The organism is Streptomyces sp. ML-6, assembly GCF_030116705.1.
GTDB lineage: Bacteria > Actinomycetota > Actinomycetes > Streptomycetales > Streptomycetaceae > Streptomyces.
Genome location: NZ_JAOTIK010000001.1, coordinates 408092 through 426146 on the forward strand (window position 1 = coordinate 408092; position 18055 = coordinate 426146).

Below are 18055 nucleotides of genomic sequence, written 5' to 3' on the forward strand. Positions count from 1 at the left end.
CATGACCGATCTGACGGCAGCCGATACTCCCACCCGGGTCTTTCTCGTGGACGACCACGAAGTGGTGCGGCGGGGTCTCCGGGACCTGATCGACGACGAGCCCGACATGCGGGTGGCGGGCGAGGCCTCCACGGCGGCCCAGGCCCTGGCCAGGGGGCCTGCCCTGCGGCCGGACGTGGCCGTCCTCGACGTGCGGCTGCCCGACGGCGACGGGATCACCGTGTGCCGGGAGCTGCGCTCACGGATGCCCTGCCTGGCGTGCCTGATGCTGACCTCGTTCGACGACGAGGACGCGCTCCTGGACGCGATCATGGCGGGGGCGGCGGGCTACGTCCTCAAGCAGATCAAGGGCTCCGACCTCGTCTCGGCGGTGCGCACCGTGGCGACCGGGCAGTCGATGCTCGATCCGGCCACCACCGCCCGGCTCATGCGCTCCCTGCGGGAGCCCGAAGCGGCGAAGCCCCCGGAGGACGAACGCCTCGCCGCGCTGTCCGAGCGCGAGCGTTCGGTCCTGGAGCTCATCGGCGAGGGGCTCACCAACCGGCAGATCGCCAAGCGGCTCTACCTGTCGGAGAAGACGGTCAAGAACCACATCTCGCGGCTGCTCGGGAAGCTGGGGGTGGAACGGCGGGTGCAGGCGGCCGTGATCGCGGCACAGGCCCATGGACACGAGGCCCATGCGCACGACGGCCATGAGCACGACGCCGAGGAAGGCCGACGAGAGGTGGCGGGAGGTGACGGGAGGACCTAGCGTCCTTCCTTCCGGTCCGGCGGCAGGGGGACGTGCCATTCGAGCAGGGTGCCGCCGGGGGGTTCCGTCCGGGGGAGGACGGACAGCGAACCGCCCAGTCGCCCGGCCCGCTCGGAGAGGTTGCGCAGACCTCGGTCCGTCCGGTCCTGCGGGATGCCCACTCCGTTGTCGCCCACCGTCACGACCAGGCTCCCCTCCCCGGCGAGGACGGTGACCTCGGCCGCGCACGCACCGGCGTGCCGGGCCACATTGGTGAGCGCCTCACCGATCACCGCGACGACGTCATCGGCCACCTCGACCGGCACGTCCGTGTCCAGCAGCCCCTCCATGCGCAGGGCCGGGGCGAACCCGAGGACCGGTGCGGCCGAATCGACCGCCGAGACGATGCGGCTCCTGAGTTTCGGCGCGGTGCCGGGCTCGTCGTGTTCCCGGAGGCCGAAGATGGTCGACCGGATGATCTTGATGGTGGCGTCCAGGTCGTCGATCGCCCGGGTCAGCCGGCCCCTCGCCTCCGGATGCTTGACGAACCGCCGGGCACTTTGCAGGTTCATGCCGGTGGCGAAGAGTCGCTGGATCGCCAGGTCGTGCAGGTCGCGGGCGATCCGGTCGTGGTCCTCCAGGATGGTCGCCCGTTCGGCGTCACGGCGGCGGGCGGCCAGTTCGAGGGCCAGGGCCGCCTGTCCCGCGAATCCGGGAAGGGCGGCGGTCTCGGCCTCCGTGAAGGGCGCCCGTCCACCGCGCCGGGCGAGGACCAGCACACCGCTCAGCCGTTCCTCGGTGGCCACCGTGACCGCCACCACCGGCCCGAAGCCCTTCCAGCGGTCCGGCCGTGCCGTCACCCGCTCGTCGCTCCCGACGTCCGCCACCGTGACCAGTCCCTCCCCCTGCGCCAGGACGACGGCCGCCAGGGTGCCCTCGCCGCCCGGCAGGGCGAGGCCCCGGTGGACGTCGGCGCCCTCGCCCCGGGCCAGCGCGCCCCGCAACTCGCCGTCCGCGCCCACCGGGTAGAAGATCCCCGTGTCGGCGCCGAGGATGTCCACCGCCCGCTCCAGCATCCCGTCCAGGGCCTCTGTCTCCTCCGTGCCGGAGAGCAGGGCGCTGGTGAAGTCGGAGCTCGCGGCGAGCCATCGCTGTCGGCGTCGGCCCTTCTCGTACAGCCGTGCGTTCTCGATCGCGATACCGGCGGCACCGGCCAGGGTGGTCACGACGGCCTCGTCCTCGGTGTCGAATTCGGCTCCTCCGCGTTTCTCCGTGAGGTAGAGGTTGCCGAAGACCTCGTCGCGGACCCGGATGGGGACGCCGAGGAACGAATGCATCGGCGGGTGGTGGGCCGGGAAGCCGTACGAGGCGGGGTGTTCGGACAGCTCGGCCAGGCGCAGCGGCTCCGGGTTGCGGATCAGCTCGCCGAGGATGCCGTGTCCCGAGGGCAGGTCTCCGATCTGCCGTCGCAGGTCGTCGTCGATGCCGACGGGAAGGAATTCGGAGAGCTTCCGGTCCTCGCCGATGACGCCCAGCGCCCCGTACTCGGCATCGACGAGGGACACCGCGGCCTGGACGATGCTGTGCAGCACCTGCGGCAGGTCGAGTTCACGGCCGACGGACATGACGGCCGCGAACAGTCCGTTGAGGCGGTCCCTGGTGCCCCTCGCCTCGTCGATGCGGACCTGGAGCTCGTCGAGCAGTTCGTCGAGCCGGAGTCGCGGCAGCCGTGGGTCCGCGGATCCGGCTCTTTCCCGACCCATCAAAACCTCCGGTCGCATCCGGCACGCGCAGCATCTGCCGCACCCGGTTTCACGGTAGTCCGGATGCCCCGGCCGTTCCTGCCGGACCCGTCCGCCGGAACGCGGTCCGGACGAGTCGCGCCGCGCCCGCGCGTGCGGCGCGACTCAGGGCCGATCGGGTGGTGACGGCGTCGTCCGCGTGGATCTCCTGCGCCACGCCGACGGCCATGTTCACGGCGGCGGTCGTGCTCACAGCGACGGTCGTGTTCACGCCGACGGTCGTGTTCGCGGCGACGGTCGTGTTCGCGGCGACGACCGGGGAGAGGGCGAGGGCGTCGGTGTCGCGCTCTCAGCCGGTGGGAGAAGGAACGGTGATCACGGGACAGCGGGCGCGGTGCAGCAGCCCGTGGACGACGGAACCGACCCGCATCCCGGTGTAGCCGCCCCGGCCCCGACGCCCGACGACGACGGCCAGGGCGTGCTCGGCGGCTTCCGCGAGCGTCTCGACGGGCGAGCCGACGAGCACTTCGTGGGTGAGCCGGACGTCGGGGTACTTCCCCGCCCATCCGGCGGTGGTCTCCGCGAGCAGGCGGCGCTCGGCGTGGAACAGCGTGTCGCTCCTGTGCGGGGAGAACACGGGCGGCTGCCAGACCGCGACGGCACGCAACGCGCAGTGTCTGAGGTCCGCCTCCTCGAAGGCCAGGGCCAGGGCTGCCCGGGAGGACTCGCTGCCGTCGACGCCGACGACGAGGTGTGACGGATCCTGTGTGCTGTGTTCCGCGTCGCCCACCACGACGACGGGGCACCGTGCCTGTGCGGTGACGGGGACGACCAGGGAGCCGGCGCTCAGGAACTCCTCGGTGCGGCTGAGGTGGCGGGAACCGAGGACGACCATGGCGGCCTCCTGTGACAGTCCGGCCATCACGGGGGCCGGGAAGCCGCTGCGGAGCACGGCCTCGACGTCCACAGCCGGTTGCCGGGCCCGTGCCCAGTCGGCCGCGGCCCGCAACGCGTCCTTCCCCGCCTGTGTCCGGGCCCGGTGCCCGGGGGTTTCGCCCTCACGCCGGGTTTCGTGCGGCGGCGGTGGTGGTACGGCGACGACGAGCCGGAGCGCCAGTCGGCGCCGGTGGGCCTCGTCGGCCGCCCAGGCCAGGGGGAGGTGCCCGGCACGGACGGGGTCGATGCCCACGACGATGTCTCGGCGTTCCGTGCCGGAGGTCATGAGGTGCTCCCTTCTCCGGGTCCGTGCCCGGGAACGGGCTCCACCGGGCGGTGGGCGTGCCGCAGGTCCGGCCGGGTGCCGGTCCTAGGCGTCCGAGGACCCGTCGGCCGACCACGCTCGTGCTGCTCGCGACGGTGCTCCGTCCGCACCGGCAAAGCCCGTTCCGGTGCCTCGGCCGCCGTGGATTCCGGCCGGGGTTCCCCCGTCGGTCCGCCGGGGCTGTTTCCACCCTCGGTTTCCACCCTCGCACCCGGCCGCCCGGGGTCCGGAGGTCCGCTGGGGGCACAGGTGGGGCCAAAGGTCCCAGGGGGACGGCCGGTCACAGCCGGAACCACCGCTCCTCCCCCGGTGCGACGGTGGTCCGCCGTCCTTCCGGCAGCACGACGGCGAGCGGCCCCCTCGACGAGGCGGGGACCCGTATCCCCAGCCGGCCGGGCAGCATCCGCAGACGTACACCGCGGTGACCGCCGCAGCAGAGGGTGAAGGCGAACCCGGGGAGCTGGCGCAACGCCACCGGTGCCACCCGCAACCCGTCCGGTCCCGCCTCCAGGCCGGTGATCCCGCGCTCGACCAGGTCGACCGTGCCGGCCATGGCCCCGAGGTGGATGCCCTCGCCCGTCGTGCCGCCCTGGACGTCCGCCACGTCGGTGACCAGCGCTTCCTCGCAGTACCGCCAGGCGTCGGGACCCTTCTGCCGGGTCAGCACCCAGCCGTGGACGAGGCTGCTGAGGGTCGAACCGTGGCTGGTGCGCCGCAGGTGGTGGGCGATGGTGGCCCGCCAGATCTCGTCGTCCAGCCGGTATCCGAGCCGGGTGAACAGTTCGGACAGTTCCTCGGGCCGGAAGAGGTGGCCGAGCATGAGGGTGTCGGCCTGCTTCGACGCCTGGTAGCGGTTGACGGTGTCGCCCTCGGCCTCCAGGATGCGGTCGAGCCGGCGGATGTCCCCGTAACGGGCCCGGTACGCCTCCCAGTCGAGTTCCGCCAGTTCTCCGTAGCCCTCGAACTGGCTCACGAGACCTTGGTGGAACGGCACATGGAGGCGGCGGGACACCTCGTCCCAGCGGTCGAGTTCCCCGTCGTCGAGCAGGAGTCGCTCGCGCAGCTCCGCCCGCCGTGCGACGGGCAGTTCGTCCAGCAGGTCGAGGCCGCGGGCGAGCACCCAGGCGGCGGTCACGTTCGTGTAGGCGTTGTCGTCGATGCCCGGAACCGTGGCGTCCGGATAGGCGTCGTGGTACTCGTCGGGTCCCACCACCCCACGGATGCGGTAGCGGCCCGAGGCCGGGTCGAGGGTGGCGGAACCGGCCCAGTAGCGGGCGATCTCCAGCAGGATCTCGGCGCCCTCGGCATGCAGGAAACCCTGGTCCCCGGTGGCCTGCACGTACTTCCAGACGTTGTACGCGACGGCCGAGCCGACATGCCGCTGGAGCCGGGAGCGGTCGGGCAGCCAGCGTCCGGACCGCGGGTTGAGGTGGAGCTCCGGCGTCTCCTCCCTCCCCGAACTCCCGCTCTGCCAGGGGTACATGGCGCCCTGCTGACCGGCGCGACGGGCCGCCGCGCGGGCGGCCGGCAGTCTGCGGTGGCGGTACACGAGCAGAGCCCTGGCCACCTCGGGAAAGTGGAGGTCGAGGTAGGGCAGGACGAAGAGTTCGTCCCAGAAGACGTGGCCCCGGTACGCCTCCCCGTGCAGGCCGCGGGCGGGAACGCCCACGTCGAGCTCCGCCGTGTGCGGGGAGAGCGTCTGCAGCAGATGGAACAGGTGCAGCCGCAGGATGTGGCCCGCTTCTCCCGGTACGTACAGTTCGCCCTCCTCCCAGAGCCGTTGCCAGGCGGCCCGGTGCGTGGCGAGCAGCGAAGGGAAGGCCGGTGCGCGGGTGACGGCCCCGACGGCCTCGGTGAGGGGGTCGCCCGGGGGGCGGTCCAGCGAGGTGCGCAGGGCCACGGTCTTCTCCACACTCGCCGAACGGCCCCTGCCCAGGGGCAGGCGGTACGTCTGGACGGTGCCGGTCGGTGTGGTGATCGCCCGGACCGGGCGCTCGGGACAGGTTTCCGTGCGTACGGCCAGGGCGATCAGGTGGCCCGGGTCGCTGGTGCGGCAGGACAGGAAGGCGGTCCCGTCGGGCTCGAAACCACTGCGATGGCCGAGGAGGTGGCGGCTCTCCAGGTGGCGGTAGCGCTCGACGCCGGCATTGGTGACGGCGCCGTCCAGGGCTGCCTCGACCTCGACGGCACCGGTCCAGCCGTACGCGTGGAAGGTGGTGAGCTGGGCCGCGAGCCCGGAGTCTCCCATGTGCACGATCCGCAGGTGGCCGACCCGCAGAGCGCGCCCCCGGACGTCCTGGAAGAAGAGGCGCCGGGTGAGGACTCCCCGGCCCGGATCGAGCTGGACGTCGTAGTGGCGCAGTTGTGCGGAGTCGGGGGTGAGCCAGTCTCCCGGAGGGCTGTCGTCGGGGAGGCAGCGATAGCGCAACAGGGTCCAGTTCGGCAGGTTGACGAGATCCTCGTTCTCGACCTGCTCGCCGGCGACGAGCGAGGTGCGCCGGTCGTAGCAGCCGGCGAGGTAGGTGCCCGGGTAGTGGAACGCGTCGGCGGTGCACTCCGGGGCGGAGCCGCGGGTGGCGAATCTGCCGTTGCCGAGCGTGCAGAGCGCTTCCACCAGCCGTTCCCGCGCCGGATCGTATGTGTCGTACCGCCAGATCCGTGCCGTGGTCATGGCAGCACTCCCCACACGGTCCCCAGCAGTTCCGCGAGGTCGGCGACGACGAGGTCGGCGCCCTGTTCGCGCAGTGCTGCGGTGTGGTGCCGGTCGGGGGTGCGGTCGAGGCCGACGACGAGCCCGAAGCGGCCGGCGCGGGCCGCCGAGACTCCGGCGAGCGCGTCCTCGACGACCGCGCCGTCCTCGGGACGGGTGCCGAGGAGACCGGCGGCGTGCAGGAAGAGGGCGGGGTCCGGTTTGCCGGCGAGGCCCAGCCGGGCGATGTCCTCGCCATCGACGACAACGGTGAGGAGCCGGTCGAGTCCGGCGGTGGTGAGCAGGGCCCGGGCGTGCCGGGACGCCGAGACCGCCGCGCACGGCACGCCGAGGGAGCGCAGGGCGGTGAGCGCCCGCCCGGCGTCCTCGAAGGGGACGACCGGGTTCCTGCGCAGGGCGTCCTGGAACGCCTGTTCCTTGAGCGCTGCCACGGCCCGGACCGTGTCGCAGCCAGGAGGGTCATCGCGTGCACCGGGGGAAAGGCGGATGCCCCGGGCCGTCAGGAACGCCTCGGCCCCGTCGTAGCGGGACCTGCCATCGACGAACCGGCGGTAGTCGGCGTCGGCGTCGAACGGCTTCCGGCCCCGCTCCCCGGGTGTCCACTCCGCGAGGCAGGCGTCGAACGCGGTCTTCCACGCCGCCGCGTGGACGGTGGCGGAGGCGAGCAGCACGCCGTCGGTGTCGAGGACGACGCCCCGCGGCGGCGGGGAGCCGGGGCGGCCGTTCATCCGGCCCCCGCGAAGTGCGCGGCCTCGACGGCCGTGGGCTGCGGACCGCCGAGCGCGACCTTGATCGTCCCGGTCCCCGCGGCGCGGCCGAAGACGTCGTACGCCTCCTCCATCTGCCCGGGTTCGAACCGGTGGGTGACCGGTTCCGCGGCCGGGGGCCGGCCGGTCTCAGAGGAGGGCCGGCCGTGTCCGGGACGGTCCCGGGCCCGGCGGCCGCCGTACCTCTTCCTGCCCTGCTCGGCTTCCTGGGCGGGGCGGGAACGGTCACCGGCAGCACGTTCCTGGGCAAGAGCGGCCACGTGCGACTCCTTCTCGACTGTGGTCCCTTCCAGGGTTTCGCGAACCCGCGCCGACGCAACTGGGAACCCCTGGCCCGTGACGCCGCCGATGTCCGCGCCGCGGTCGTCCCGCACGAACTGACGGGGCTGCGCGAGGGCGGCGTGCCGTCCTGGTCGGTGCCCGGGTACGCCGAAGACGTCCGGCGAGTACGTGCCCGTACGGGCCGAAGTCACCGGCATATCGCACTTCTGCGCCCGTGCCGAGGCGGGACAGGTCGTCGACTGGTTCCGAGGCGCCCGGCCCCCGCCCATCGCCCCACGTGTCTCGTGCCTCGTGCACGGCGAACCGGCCGCGTCCGAGGCCCCGCACGACCGTATCGATCACGAACGGGGCCGGGCGGCCGTCGTGCCCGCTCGGGTGAGCCGTTCTGGTCCGTCGACCCGGGCCCTTCGGCCCCTCGGTGTGACCTGCGCGGCCCTCCCCGGCTCCGCACCTCCCACGAGAGCCTGGGGGGAGAAGGACCGGCCGGGCGTCGGCCCGGAACCCGGCTCGTGCCGTCGAAGGAGACCGCCATGACCCCCCGGCCGTTCACCGTCGCCGACGTCATGACCAAGAAGGTCGTCGCCGTCCGGCCCGGCGCGGAATTCAAGGAGATCGCCGCCGCCATGGAACGGTGGAAGGTGACCGCGCTCCCCGCGGTCGAGGGGGAGGGTCGGGTCGTCGGAGTCGTTTCCGAGGCCGATCTGATCCTCAAGGAGGAGTTCCACGACCACCGCCTCGGCCTCATCGAGCAGCTGCGGAGGCCCGACGCCACCACGAAGGCCGGTTCCGCCCGGGCCGAGGACCTGATGGCCTCGCCCGCCGTCACCGTCGGTCCCGGCGCCCCGCTGCCGCAGGCCGCCCGGCTGATGGCCACCCGACGCGTCAAACGGCTGCCGGTCGTCGACACCCACGGCACGCTCCAGGGCATCGTGAGCCGTGCCGACCTGCTCAAGGTCTTCCTCCGTCCGGACGAGGAACTCGCCGCCGAGGTCCGGAACGATGTCGTCGCACCCCTGTTCCCTCTGTCGCGCGACCAGGTCGACGTCCGCGCCGAGGCCGGTGTCATCACGCTGACCGGCACCGTGTGCGACAGCACGCCCGTCCCGGTCGCGGACCGGCCGGCACGAGCTGTCGAAGGGGTGGTGGACGTACGATGCGAGCTCACCGCGGACGCCGACGCGTAGCCGGGGCGCGCCGTCCCCGTACGGAACGCGGGGCGGCCACGCGTCCCCGGGGCGTGCCCGAAGTGACGTCCACCGACCTGTACCAGGTCACCATGGCGCTCTCGTACCTGCGGGAGGACATGCGGGCGCCGGCCACGTTCAGCCTTTTCGTGCGCGCCCTGCCCCCGAGGCGGGGGTTCCTGGTCGCCGCTGGGCTGGAACCGGCGCTCGACTTCCTCTCCCGCTTCCGAGTGGGCCGTTCGGACGCGGAGCAGTTCGCGGAGGCGATGCGGCGCCCCGTGGCGGACCTCGCGCCGTTGCGCGGCCTCTCCTTCGAGGGTCGGGTCCGGGCCGTGCCGGAGGGCCGGATCGTCCTCCCCGGTGAACCGCTGCTGGAGGTCACCGCCCCGCTGCCGCAGGCCCAGCTGGTGGAGACGTACCTGCTGTCCCTGCTGTGCCATCAGACGGCGGTCGCCTCCAAGGCGGCCCGGTGCGTGCTCGCCGCCGCCGGACGGCCCCTGGTGGACTTCTCGCTGCGCCGGACCCACGGTCCCGAGGCGGGCATGCAGGCGGCACGGCTGTGCGCCCTGGTCGGGTTCGCGGGCAGCAGCAACGTCGCCGCCGCGTGCCGGTACGGCATTCCCGCCGTCGGCACGATGGCCCACTCGTACATCGAGAGCTTCCCCTCGGAGGAGGAGGCGTTCCGTGCCTTCTCCCGCACCCATCCGGGTCCGGTGACCTTCCTGGTCGACACGTACGACACGGAGCGCGGAGTGGCCACGGCCGCGCGCGTGTTCACGGACCTCGGACTCGGGGCGGGGTGCGCGATCCGGCTCGACAGCGGTGATCTGGGCGTACTGGCCCGCCGGGCCCGTACCGCACTCGACGCGGCCGGGCTGGCCGATGTCCGCATCATCGCGAGCGGCGGCCTGGACGAGTACGGCGTCGACCGGTTCGTGAGGGAGGGCGCGCCGATCGACGTCTACGCCGTCGGTACGAAGGTCGGCACGGCGGCCGACGCCCCCTACCTGGACGCGGCGTACAAACTCGTCGAATACGACGGCCAACCCGTCATGAAGCTCTCGTCCGCCAAGGTCACCGCACCGGGGCCGAAGCAGGTCTTCCGCGGCCCGGGGTTCCGGGACGTGATCGGCCTGGCCGACGAGGCGCCGCCCGAGGGCACGGAGCCGCTGCTGCGGACCGTGATGCGCGACGGATCGCGGACGGAGCCCCCCGACACCCCGACGGCCGCCCGGGGCCGCTTCGAGGCCGATCTCTCGGCCCTGCCGGAGGAAGCACGGCGCATCGCGGCCCCGGTGGCACCCGTACCCTCGGTGTCGGCCCGGCTGACCGCCCTGACGGCCACCGTCCGGCGCCGGATCGCCGAAAGGACCGGGACCGCACCGTAGAACGGCGACGGTGTCCCCGAGGGCCGGTCGGCCCTCCCCCGGCCTCCGGGGGCGGGCGATCATGAGAGAGGGAAGCCGGCGGACCGAGGCATGGGAAAGGGACCGGGATGAGGCATCGAAGTGTCGCCGAGTTGATGACGCCCACGGCCGTCAGTGTCGTGCCGGGCACCCCCTTCAAGGAGATCGCCCGGCTCCTGGACGAGTTCGACATCACCGCCGTCTGCGTGGTGGACGAGACGGACCGGCCGCTCGGCGTCGTCTCCGAAGCCGATCTCGTACGCCCCCGCGCCGTCGGCTCCGGGCTCCACACGGCGGGAGCGCTCATGTCGAGCCCCGCCGTGGTCGCCCGGCCCGAATGGAGCGTGGTGCGAGCCGCCCGCGTGATGGACCGGTCCCGGGTGAAGCGCCTGCCCGTGGTCGACGACGAGGGGCGGCTCGTGGGTGTACTGAGCCGAAGCGACCTCATCCAGCTGTTCCTCCGCAGGGACCGGGCGATCCAGGAGGAGATCGTCGAGGACGTGGTGACCCGCACCCTCGGACTGAACCCGTCGGACCTCTCGGTGGACGTCCAGGACGGCCGGGTCACCCTCAGCGGCACGGTACGGCGCGCCGGACTCGTGCCCGTCCTCCTCAGGCTCTGCAACAGTGTCGATGGTGTCGTGGGAGTCGTCGACCGGCTCCATCACGAGAACGACGCCACCGACGACGCCACCACCGGGAAGTGACACTCACCGCAGGCTCTCCCGAGGCACCGCCCGCACGGGCCCGGTGACGGGCGGGGCCGTCGGCGGCGCCGGGCGCGCCGCAGCTCGTCCGGGCTGTCCGTCCGGATCGGTGGCGCGTCCGCGGCGGAGTCGGGGCAGGGGTTTCGTGGCGGCGGCCCTGTCCCCGCCGTCCGGGGCATCAGAGAAAGGCGGCGGAAACCCGGACGGTGTGCACTGGGCGCCGAGGCCGTCCGGTCGTCGTCGGGCCATGCGGCAGGGGTCGGTTCGCCATGGGTGGCACATCGCTCGCGGTGTCCCGGCGCTCGAGCCGAAACGGCCTCGGTTCGTGGGCGGGGCGGCGTCGTGTCCTGCGGGGCATGGTCATCCCTCTTCTCCGGTGTTCGCGTCGAGGACCGCCCCCGCCCCGGCCACGTGCCGCTCGACCGCGGCGAAGCCGTCCGGTCCCCGGTTCAGTACGGCAGGGGGCGGCCGGACGGGGTGCGCAGGTCGAGCGGGGGCCGCTCACGGGGTCGGCCGGGTCTGGTACTGATCCGGATGCGCTCCATGGTGCTCACCTCTCCGGGGCGGTGGGAAACGTCTCCTCGCGCGCGTCCTCCCGGCGCCGGGCGGATCAACGCGGCGGGGGTCAGCGCGACAGGGGTCGGCCGGTCGTGCGGAGGCGGGGCCTTCGGGCCCGTGCGGGGGTGCCGTTTCGCCCCTCCCGTCCGGCGGAGGGGACGGTGATCACCGGGCAGTCGGCGTGGTGCAGCAGACCGTGGACCGTCGAGCCGAGGCGCATGCCCGTGTAACCGCCCCGCCCCGTGCGTCCGACGACGAGGGCGAGGGAGGACTGCGCGGCCAGGGCGAGTTGTTCGACCGGGTGTCCCCGGCAGACCTCTGCGGAGACGTCCACGTCCGGGTACCGCTCCGCCCAGCCGGCCAAGGACTCGGCGAGCAGGCGCCGCCGCTCGGACAGCCCCTCCTCGGTGTCGTCGTGCGCGAGGACCGGGCGGGGCCAGACCCAGACCGCCCGCAGTCGTGCCTCGCGCAGGCTCGCCTCCTCGAGGGCGAACCCGATGGCCTCCCGGCTCGACCCGCTGCCGTCCACGCCGACGACGAGGGTCGGTGGATGCACCGCGGTGTGTTCCGGGGCGCGGACCACGACGACGGGGCAGGGGGCACGCGCGGTGAGCGGGACGGCCACCGAACCTTCACCGAGCAGCTCGGCGGCCCTGCCGAGACCGCGTGACCCCACGACGACCAGGTCGGCATCGGCCGCCCGGTCGAGCAGCACCGTGGCCGGCGCCCCGTCCATGAGTTCCGCCGAGGTCCTCACGTCGCTGTGCAGTTCCCGTACGAGGTCCTCCGCGTTGGCGAGCGCCGACTCCGCCCGGAGCCGCAGGGCGCTCCCGTGGCCGACGGCGTCGTACCACAGCCGGTCGTGGACGGGGGGCAACGCGACCACGAGGCACAGCCGCAGTCGTCTGCGGTCGGCCTCGGCGGCGGCCCAGGCGATGGCCGGGACGGCCGGTCCCTTCGGGTCGACACCGAACAGGAGGTCGTTCATGTCGTGCCGTCCCCGCTCGCGAAGCCCGGCGGAACGATCTCCACGGGGCAGTGTGCGTGGTGGAGGAGGGCATGGGCGACCCGTCCGAGGGACGGTCCCACCCCCAGCGGGTGGCGGCCCCGGCCCATCACGAGCAGGTCGGTGTGGGCACTCGCCTCGATCAGGATTCCGGGGGTGCTCGTTCCGGTCTCCACATGATGTCCGACGATCAGGTCGGGATACCGCTCGCGGACGCGGTCGGCGAGCGCCTTCATGTCCTGCACCCGCCGCTGGGCGATCTCGTCGAGGTCGTCGAGCATGGTCGCGACGGTACCGACGTGGGTGAGCACGTTCCATACGCTCACGATGCGCAGTGCCGCCTTGCGGGCGTCCGCCTCCGCGGCGGCCAGGAGCAGCCACCCCAGGTCCGTGGAGTCGTGCACGGCCGCGGTGACCGAGCCCGACTCGGGGCGCTCCGCCTCCCCCCGTACGACGATCACGGGCACCTCGGCACGGGCCGCCACTCCCAGTCCCACGGAGCCGAGCAGGAGGGAGGAGAAACCTCCGAGCCCTCTGCTGCCGACCACGATCGTTCCCCGGCCGCCGGCGGCGGCCAGGAGTCCGGCGACCGGTTCCTGGCGGCCGAGCTCCTTGGTGATGGTGAGACCCGGGAATCGCTCCCGGACGGCGTCCGCGGTCTCGATCAGCAGATCGCGGCCGGCTTCCCGCACCGCCTGGATCGTCTCCGCGTCGCTCCAGTAGGCGCGCCGGTCGGTGTCGGCGGCGTGGACGAGGTGCAGGGGTCGGGACCGCCGGTCCGCCTCCGCCGCGGCCCAGAGCGCGGCCGTCCGCGCGGAAGGTGATCCGTCGATCCCCACGACGACGGTGGCGAGCTCGGGCCGGACGGGGATCTCGCTGCTCATGGTTCCTCCTTCGGTCCGCCCGGGGTCCGCGCACGTCCCCGAGGACGACACTCCTCACGCTCGCACCCCTGCGGGCCCCACCGGCATGGGCCGTTCGGCCCCGATCGAGACCTGCCCGGCCCTCTCTCCCCGGGAAGGCCCGGTACGAGCCTGGAGCCGTGGACCGGCACGGCCGAGGAGGCAGTGATGACAGCCCAGGTCACCGTGGGTCTGGACGGCTCGGACGAAAGCCTCGCCGCGGCTCGTTGGGCGGCGGGGGAAGCGGTGCTGCGCGAGGTCCCGCTCCGGCTGGTGCACGTGGAGGAATGGCCGAACACGCCCGAGGTGCCGCTTCCGTACGCCCGGACTCTCGCCGAACGGGCCGAGGAACTGTTGCGGGACGAGTCGGACCGTCTGCGGAAGGAGCATCCCGGCCTGGAAGTGTTCACCGGGCGAACGTGCGGCCGGGCGGCGGACGTGCTGACGGCCGCGGCGGACGAGGCCGATCTGATGGTGCTCGGGTCACGGGGTCTCGGCGGCGTCCTCGGCTTCGTCGTCGGCTCGGTCTCCCTCCCCGTCGTCGGCTCGGCACGTAAGCCGGTCGTCCTCGTGCGTGCGGAGGGGGCGGGGCGGCATGCGGGGCCGACGGCCCCCCGCGACGGGATCGTGGTGGGCGTCGACGTCCACCACCCGTGCGAATCCCTGCTGGCGTTCTCGTTCGCGGAGGCGGCGCGGCGGCGGGTACCTCTCCGATTCCTGCACAGTTGGACGCTGCCCGCCTCCTACGGCTACGCGTCCGTCGTGGACCCGGGGCTCGGCGAAGAGCTCGGGGCCGACCTGCTCGGCGACCTCGAGGACCTGCTGGAGCCCTGGCGCGGGCGATTCCCGGGGGTGGAGGCCACGGCCAGGGCGATCCCGGGCTCCGCCGCCCACCAGATGGTGCAGGCGTCACAGGACGCGGAGCTCGTGATCGTGGGACGCCGGACGCCCCGGCTGCCCGTCGGGACGCGTCTCGGCCACGTGGCCCACGCGGTCCTCCACCACAGCCCCGCTCCGGTCGCGGTGGTTCCCCTGAGCGAGCCCACGGGGGCGGTTCCCCCGAGTGAGCCGACCGGGGCGGGATGAGCCGGAACCGGGGCGGGATGAACCGAATGAGCCGGATGAACCGGCAGACGGGTGTGGTGCCAGGACTCCCGGGCCCGGATGGACCGGCACCCGGATGTCAGGGCTCCCGCCCGTCGGACCCGTCGGCGGTGCCGGGCGCGCCCGGCACCAGGATCCGCCGCCCCGTCACGCGGTGCGGCGAGAGCAGCACGGCCGTGTCCCGTCCGTCCCCGGCCCACGGCTGCGAGTGCGCGGCGTCCCGGAGGGCCTGTGCCTCGACGGGGTCGGACACCGTGCGCACCGGGCCGACGAGGAGCACGCTCCAGCCCTGGCGGAATGCCTCGTCCAGGTGGTCCTCCTCGAAGGCGATCTCGGCCCCGGCCGCCGCTGCGAGCGCGAGCGCGGACGTGGACGTGGTGGTGAAGAGCACTTTCCCGTCGAGGATCTGATAGTTGACGGGGAAGACGTCCAGCCCGTCCGCGGCCTCCACGGCGACCCGGCCCACGCCGTGGTCGTCGAGCAGCGCCCAGCACTCCTTCTCGTCGAGCGCCTCCGGCCTCGGCCGGTTCCCCGCCGGCCCCTCGCCCTGCGGGGAACCGGCCGTGAGACCCGTCAGGTCCTGGACCGTCGTCTCCAGGGCGTTCGCGAGCCGGACCAGGAACTCGATCCCGGGGGCGGGCAGCCGCTCCTCCACGTAGGCGATGTAGCCGGGGGTGGAGCCGGCCCGGGCCGCCACGTCCTCCCGGGAGAGGCCGAGCTGCCGGCGCCTCGTCGCGACGCGGCGGCCGAGATCGCTCCGGTGGTGTCCGTCTGCGGTGTTCATCAGGTTTCTCCCTCGACGGTCACTCGGTGCTGCGGCCCGACGGCGACGGGACACGCGGCGTGGTGCGGGGCACGGTGGGCCGCCCTGCCGCGTTACAGGCCGACGGCGGCGTGCCCCGCCGACCAACGGACCGGCGGCGGGGCGCTCGGTCGGTACCCTGCGCGCGGACCCCTCGCCGCCCCGGCCCTCGTCCCCGAGGGTGGCCTCACCCACGATCAGCCGATCGCCCTGCCGGGCCCCCAGGCCGGCACGCGGTTCCCCCGGGCCGTGCCGGGTCCCGGTCCCAGTCATGGCCTTCTCCCGATCGCCGCGGGTCGCCGGGCCGTCGCGTTCTCGGGCGGCCCGTGCTCCCGAACCCACCCTGCGCCCGGTCGGCTTCCCCTCATAGGGGCCATCGGTCCCGGAAGGGGACCGTTCGGCACTGCCCGCCCGCTGCACCGGCGCAGCAGGGTGGAGCCTGCCGGGACCCCGCACCCCCGTGAGGAGGACCGTCATGCAGCATCGAACGGTTTTCGAAGTGATGACGCACGACGTCGTCACCGCGGCTCCCTCGGCCTCGTTCAAGGAGATCGCCCGTCTCTTCGCCGAGAACGACATCTCGGCGGTCCCCGTCGTGGACGAGGACCGACGCCTGCTGGGTGTGGTCTCGGAGGCCGACCTGTTGCGGGCCACCGCCGGACTCCCCGACCTGGAGGGGCGCTGGGCGGGCGTCCAGGTCCTGTCCCAGGAGCACGGACTGCCCGACGCCGAGACGGCGGCCGAGCTGATGGCCTCCCCGGCCGTCACGGCGCAGCCGGGGTGGAATCTCGTCGAGACGGCCCGGACGATGCACCACAAGGGAGTGAAGCGGCTTCCCGTGACCGACGAGACCGGTCGGCTCGTCGGGATCGTCAGCCGCAGCGATCTGCTGCGCCCGTTCCTCCGCAGCGACTCCGCGATCCGTGCCGAGATCGAGCACGACGTCCTGGCCGGCGCCCTGGGGCTCGCCCCCGACACGCTCCGCGTCGCTGTCGCCGAGGGGGTCGTGACCTTGACGGGCCGTGTCGAGGAGCGCGCCGACATTCCCGTGATCGTGCGGTTGTGCCGTTCCGTCGATGGGGTCGTCGCCCTGCACGAGTCCCTCGACTACGCCTACGACAACCTCGCCCTCGACGTGGAGCCGCCGCGATGAACGCCCTGTGGGTGGCCCCGTCGGGCCCGGCCGTGCCGACGCCCGGGCCGCGTTCTCCCTACGGCGCGGGCGTTCCCGGCCCGCCGGCCCGCCGGGCTGCCGGGCTGCCGGGCTGCCGGGCTGCCGGGCGGGACGGCTGCACGGCCCTCGACACCTGGCACGGCTGCGTCGCCCGCCTGCTGACCTCGGCGGAGACACCCGCACGCGGAGGAAGGAATGGATGATGCGTCACAGCCGGATCGCGGAGTTGATGACCCATGACGTGGTGAGCGTCCATGGCGACGTCCCGTTCAAGGAGATCGCGCGGGTGCTCGCACGGCACCGGTTGACCGCGGTGCCCGTGGTGGACGGCGAGGGCCGGGTGCTCGGCGTGGTCTCCGAAGGGGACCTGCTGCGCAAGGCCGCCGACCGGGCCGCCACTCCGGGCGGGCCGCCCCCCGTGCCCGGACTGAAAGCGTGGGAGCTGGCGAAGGCCGAGGGAACTCGCGCCGAGGAACTGATGTCGGCTCCCGCCGTGTGCGCCCGCCCCGAGTGGACGGTGGCGGAGGCGGCCCGGCTGATGGAGGTCCAGGGCATCAAACGCCTCGTCGTGGTCGACGCCGAGGACCGGCTCCTGGGAATCGTCAGCCGCCGGGATCTGATGCGGATCTTTCTCCGTGAGGACGAGGACATCCGCCGCGAGATCATCGACGACGTAATCGTCGGCGCCCTGCGCCTCGACCCGGCCCTGCTCACCGTCGAGGTGCGCGGGGGCCGGGTCGAGCTCGGCGGGAAGTTGCCGTCCCGCGGCATGATCCCGGCCATCGAGCGCATGTGCGCGACGGTCGACGGAGTGGTCTCGGTCTCCTCGGTCCGTCTTGCCCCGGCCACCGATGACACGGCCTGAACCCCGTGGCCGCGAAGGTTCGCCGGGCCGACCGATCGGACCGTGGGAGGGGGTCTGGCCGGTCAGCCCGGTGAAGCCCCTTCCCGGTACGGATACGAGCGTGTTCACGGCGCCAGAACGGCGCCCCGGCCTCGTTGTCGGCGTCGGTGGGCGGCCGGACCTCGGACCGGCTTGCCCGGACGGAGCGCTTCGCTCACGGCTCCCAGGGCGCGGAAAGCAGATCGGCGATGCTGCGCCGGTCGCGAGTCGCCGGCAGTTCTCCGGCGGCCTTTCCCAACGCGATCATGGAGACGATCGCCCATCCCGGATTGGGGCGCAGTTCTTCGGTGAGGCCCTCCAGGTCGAAGGCCCTGAACTGGTGGGAAGCCAGTCCCATCGCCTCGGCCTGGACGGTCATGTGGGCGATGGCCTGGCCGAGGTCGTAGTCCGCGAACTCGGAGTAGAGCAGCTCCGTGCCGTCCACGTGACGGCGCGCCGACGTGACGACGAGCAACCCGGCGTCCGTCGCCCACCGGGCCGAGCTGGGCGCGAGGTGGCGGACCACCCGCTCGTGCTCCGGTTCACCCGGACGACTCGTGAAGAAGCCCCAGGGCTGGGAGTTCCCGGCGGACGGTGCCCACCGCGCGGCTTCCAGCAGCAGGCCCAGGGAGTGGTCGTCCACGGTGGCCGACGGGTCGAACCGGTAGGGGCTGAACCGTCCGGCCAACAGGGGGTGAATGCCGCCGAGCAGCTTCTGGTCACATCGCATGCCCTGGTGCAACTGGCCGCCGCGCAAGGGTATTCCGTCCGGGTCCGCGATCGAGCTCGTGAGGGCATCCGGGCGGACGGTAACCGAGGTTGCCCGGGAGCCCGGCA

At 73.3% G+C, this 18055-nt stretch carries 17 protein-coding genes; 8 read left to right on the forward strand and 9 right to left on the reverse strand.

Translation table 11 applies throughout. From position 1 onward, the window contains the following. Position 1: 1 nt before the first annotated feature. Positions 2-751, forward strand: coding sequence for a response regulator (locus OCT49_RS01865; RefSeq protein ID WP_283850136.1), 750 nt, complete (start codon positions 2-4; stop codon positions 749-751). Here the strand turns inward: OCT49_RS01865 and OCT49_RS01870 are convergent. The 5 genes from OCT49_RS01870 to OCT49_RS01890 all read right to left on the reverse strand — a co-directional run bounded on the left by OCT49_RS01870 (position 748) and on the right by OCT49_RS01890 (position 7689). Continuing rightward, positions 748-2493, reverse strand: coding sequence for a sensor histidine kinase (locus OCT49_RS01870; RefSeq protein ID WP_283850137.1), 1746 nt, complete (start codon positions 2491-2493; stop codon positions 748-750). The genes OCT49_RS01865 and OCT49_RS01870 overlap by 4 nt on opposite strands. Before the next feature lie 328 nt (positions 2494-2821). Then, positions 2822-3694, reverse strand: coding sequence for a universal stress protein (locus OCT49_RS01875; protein ID WP_283850138.1), 873 nt, complete (start codon positions 3692-3694; stop codon positions 2822-2824). 319 nt (positions 3695-4013) lie between these two features. Then, a complete protein-coding gene (locus tag OCT49_RS01880; RefSeq protein WP_283850139.1) occupies positions 4014-6404 on the reverse strand; it encodes a glycoside hydrolase family 65 protein in 2391 nt (796 codons plus the stop codon). Further along, positions 6401-7171 carry an HAD family hydrolase gene (locus OCT49_RS01885; RefSeq protein WP_283850140.1) on the reverse strand — a complete coding sequence of 257 codons (771 nt, stop codon included), beginning with the start codon at positions 7169-7171 and terminating at the stop codon, positions 6401-6403. Before OCT49_RS01885 ends, OCT49_RS01880 begins: the two co-directional genes overlap by 4 nt. After that, positions 7168-7689: a hypothetical protein gene (locus OCT49_RS01890; RefSeq protein WP_283856032.1), complete on the reverse strand. Its 522-nt coding sequence runs from the start codon at positions 7687-7689 to the stop codon at positions 7168-7170. Before OCT49_RS01890 ends, OCT49_RS01885 begins: the two co-directional genes overlap by 4 nt. Between OCT49_RS01890 and OCT49_RS01895 the strand changes: the two genes are divergently transcribed. From OCT49_RS01895 to OCT49_RS01910, 4 genes are all read left to right on the forward strand, one after another. Further along, positions 7661-8026 carry an MBL fold metallo-hydrolase RNA specificity domain-containing protein gene (locus OCT49_RS01895; RefSeq protein ID WP_283850141.1) on the forward strand — a complete coding sequence of 122 codons (366 nt, stop codon included), beginning with the start codon at positions 7661-7663 and terminating at the stop codon, positions 8024-8026. The genes OCT49_RS01890 and OCT49_RS01895 overlap by 29 nt on opposite strands. Further along, a complete protein-coding gene (locus tag OCT49_RS01900; RefSeq protein WP_283850142.1) occupies positions 8023-8676 on the forward strand; it encodes a CBS domain-containing protein in 654 nt (217 codons plus the stop codon). Before OCT49_RS01895 ends, OCT49_RS01900 begins: the two co-directional genes overlap by 4 nt. A 53-nt stretch (positions 8677-8729) precedes the next feature. Further along, positions 8730-10064 carry a nicotinate phosphoribosyltransferase gene (locus tag OCT49_RS01905; protein ID WP_283850143.1) on the forward strand — a complete coding sequence of 445 codons (1335 nt, stop codon included), beginning with the start codon at positions 8730-8732 and terminating at the stop codon, positions 10062-10064. Positions 10065-10171: 107 nt separating this feature from the next. Continuing rightward, complete coding sequence (locus OCT49_RS01910; protein ID WP_283850144.1) at positions 10172-10789, forward strand: CBS domain-containing protein; 618 nt, start codon at positions 10172-10174, stop codon at positions 10787-10789. Between the two features lie 625 nt (positions 10790-11414). Here OCT49_RS01910 and OCT49_RS01915 read toward each other — a convergent pair. Both OCT49_RS01915 and OCT49_RS01920 read right to left on the reverse strand, forming a co-directional pair. Beyond that, positions 11415-12335: a universal stress protein gene (locus OCT49_RS01915; RefSeq protein WP_283850145.1), complete on the reverse strand. Its 921-nt coding sequence runs from the start codon at positions 12333-12335 to the stop codon at positions 11415-11417. Then, positions 12332-13237 (reverse strand): universal stress protein, encoded by a 906-nt coding sequence (locus OCT49_RS01920; RefSeq protein WP_283850146.1) that lies wholly within the window; start codon positions 13235-13237, stop codon positions 12332-12334. Before OCT49_RS01920 ends, OCT49_RS01915 begins: the two co-directional genes overlap by 4 nt. A gap of 186 nt (positions 13238-13423) precedes the next feature. On the opposite strand from OCT49_RS01920, the gene OCT49_RS01925 reads away from it, so the two are divergent. Then, complete coding sequence (locus OCT49_RS01925) at positions 13424-14341, forward strand: universal stress protein (RefSeq protein WP_283850147.1); 918 nt, start codon at positions 13424-13426, stop codon at positions 14339-14341. Between the two features lie 97 nt (positions 14342-14438). On the opposite strand, the gene OCT49_RS01930 is transcribed toward OCT49_RS01925, so the two are convergent. Then, entirely contained in the window at positions 14439-15143 is a 705-nt protein-coding gene (locus tag OCT49_RS01930) for a helix-turn-helix domain-containing protein (RefSeq protein WP_283850148.1), read from the reverse strand. 493 nt (positions 15144-15636) lie between these two features. On the opposite strand from OCT49_RS01930, the gene OCT49_RS01935 reads away from it, so the two are divergent. Together OCT49_RS01935 and OCT49_RS01940 are read left to right on the forward strand one after the other, a co-directional pair. Beyond that, positions 15637-16314 (forward strand): CBS domain-containing protein, encoded by a 678-nt coding sequence (locus OCT49_RS01935; protein ID WP_283850149.1) that lies wholly within the window; start codon positions 15637-15639, stop codon positions 16312-16314. Positions 16315-16537: 223 nt separating this feature from the next. Next, a complete protein-coding gene (locus OCT49_RS01940; RefSeq protein ID WP_283855640.1) occupies positions 16538-17200 on the forward strand; it encodes a CBS domain-containing protein in 663 nt (220 codons plus the stop codon). A 193-nt stretch (positions 17201-17393) separates the two neighbouring features. Here OCT49_RS01940 and OCT49_RS01945 read toward each other — a convergent pair whose 3' ends face one another. Next, complete coding sequence (locus OCT49_RS01945) at positions 17394-17948, reverse strand: nitroreductase family protein (protein WP_283850150.1); 555 nt, start codon at positions 17946-17948, stop codon at positions 17394-17396. Positions 17949-18055 lie beyond the last annotated feature (107 nt).

Excerpts from the sequence above, each read along its gene's own strand:
- OCT49_RS01920 (WP_283850146.1), bottom strand. The coding sequence starts at position 13,237 with ATGAGCAGCGAGATCCCCGTCCGGCCCGAGCTCGCCACCGTCGTCGTG.
- OCT49_RS01865 (WP_283850136.1), top strand. The coding sequence starts at position 2 with ATGACCGATCTGACGGCAGCCGATACTCCCACCCGGGTCTTTCTCGTG.
- OCT49_RS01930 (WP_283850148.1), bottom strand. The coding sequence starts at position 15,143 with ATGAACACCGCAGACGGACACCACCGGAGCGATCTCGGCCGCCGCGTC.
- OCT49_RS01875 (WP_283850138.1), bottom strand. The coding sequence starts at position 3,694 with ATGACCTCCGGCACGGAACGCCGAGACATCGTCGTGGGCATCGACCCC.
- OCT49_RS01870 (WP_283850137.1), bottom strand. The coding sequence starts at position 2,493 with ATGGGTCGGGAAAGAGCCGGATCCGCGGACCCACGGCTGCCGCGACTC.
- OCT49_RS01915 (WP_283850145.1), bottom strand. The coding sequence starts at position 12,335 with ATGAACGACCTCCTGTTCGGTGTCGACCCGAAGGGACCGGCCGTCCCG.
- OCT49_RS01945 (WP_283850150.1), bottom strand. The coding sequence starts at position 17,948 with ATGCGATGTGACCAGAAGCTGCTCGGCGGCATTCACCCCCTGTTGGCC.
- OCT49_RS01885 (WP_283850140.1), bottom strand. The coding sequence starts at position 7,171 with ATGAACGGCCGCCCCGGCTCCCCGCCGCCGCGGGGCGTCGTCCTCGAC.
- OCT49_RS01940 (WP_283855640.1), top strand. The coding sequence starts at position 16,538 with ATGCGTCACAGCCGGATCGCGGAGTTGATGACCCATGACGTGGTGAGC.
- OCT49_RS01910 (WP_283850144.1), top strand. The coding sequence starts at position 10,172 with ATGAGGCATCGAAGTGTCGCCGAGTTGATGACGCCCACGGCCGTCAGT.
- OCT49_RS01935 (WP_283850149.1), top strand. The coding sequence starts at position 15,637 with ATGCAGCATCGAACGGTTTTCGAAGTGATGACGCACGACGTCGTCACC.
- OCT49_RS01900 (WP_283850142.1), top strand. The coding sequence starts at position 8,023 with ATGACCCCCCGGCCGTTCACCGTCGCCGACGTCATGACCAAGAAGGTC.
- OCT49_RS01890 (WP_283856032.1), bottom strand. The coding sequence starts at position 7,689 with ATGCCGGTGACTTCGGCCCGTACGGGCACGTACTCGCCGGACGTCTTC.
- OCT49_RS01925 (WP_283850147.1), top strand. The coding sequence starts at position 13,424 with ATGACAGCCCAGGTCACCGTGGGTCTGGACGGCTCGGACGAAAGCCTC.
- OCT49_RS01880 (WP_283850139.1), bottom strand. The coding sequence starts at position 6,404 with ATGACCACGGCACGGATCTGGCGGTACGACACATACGATCCGGCGCGG.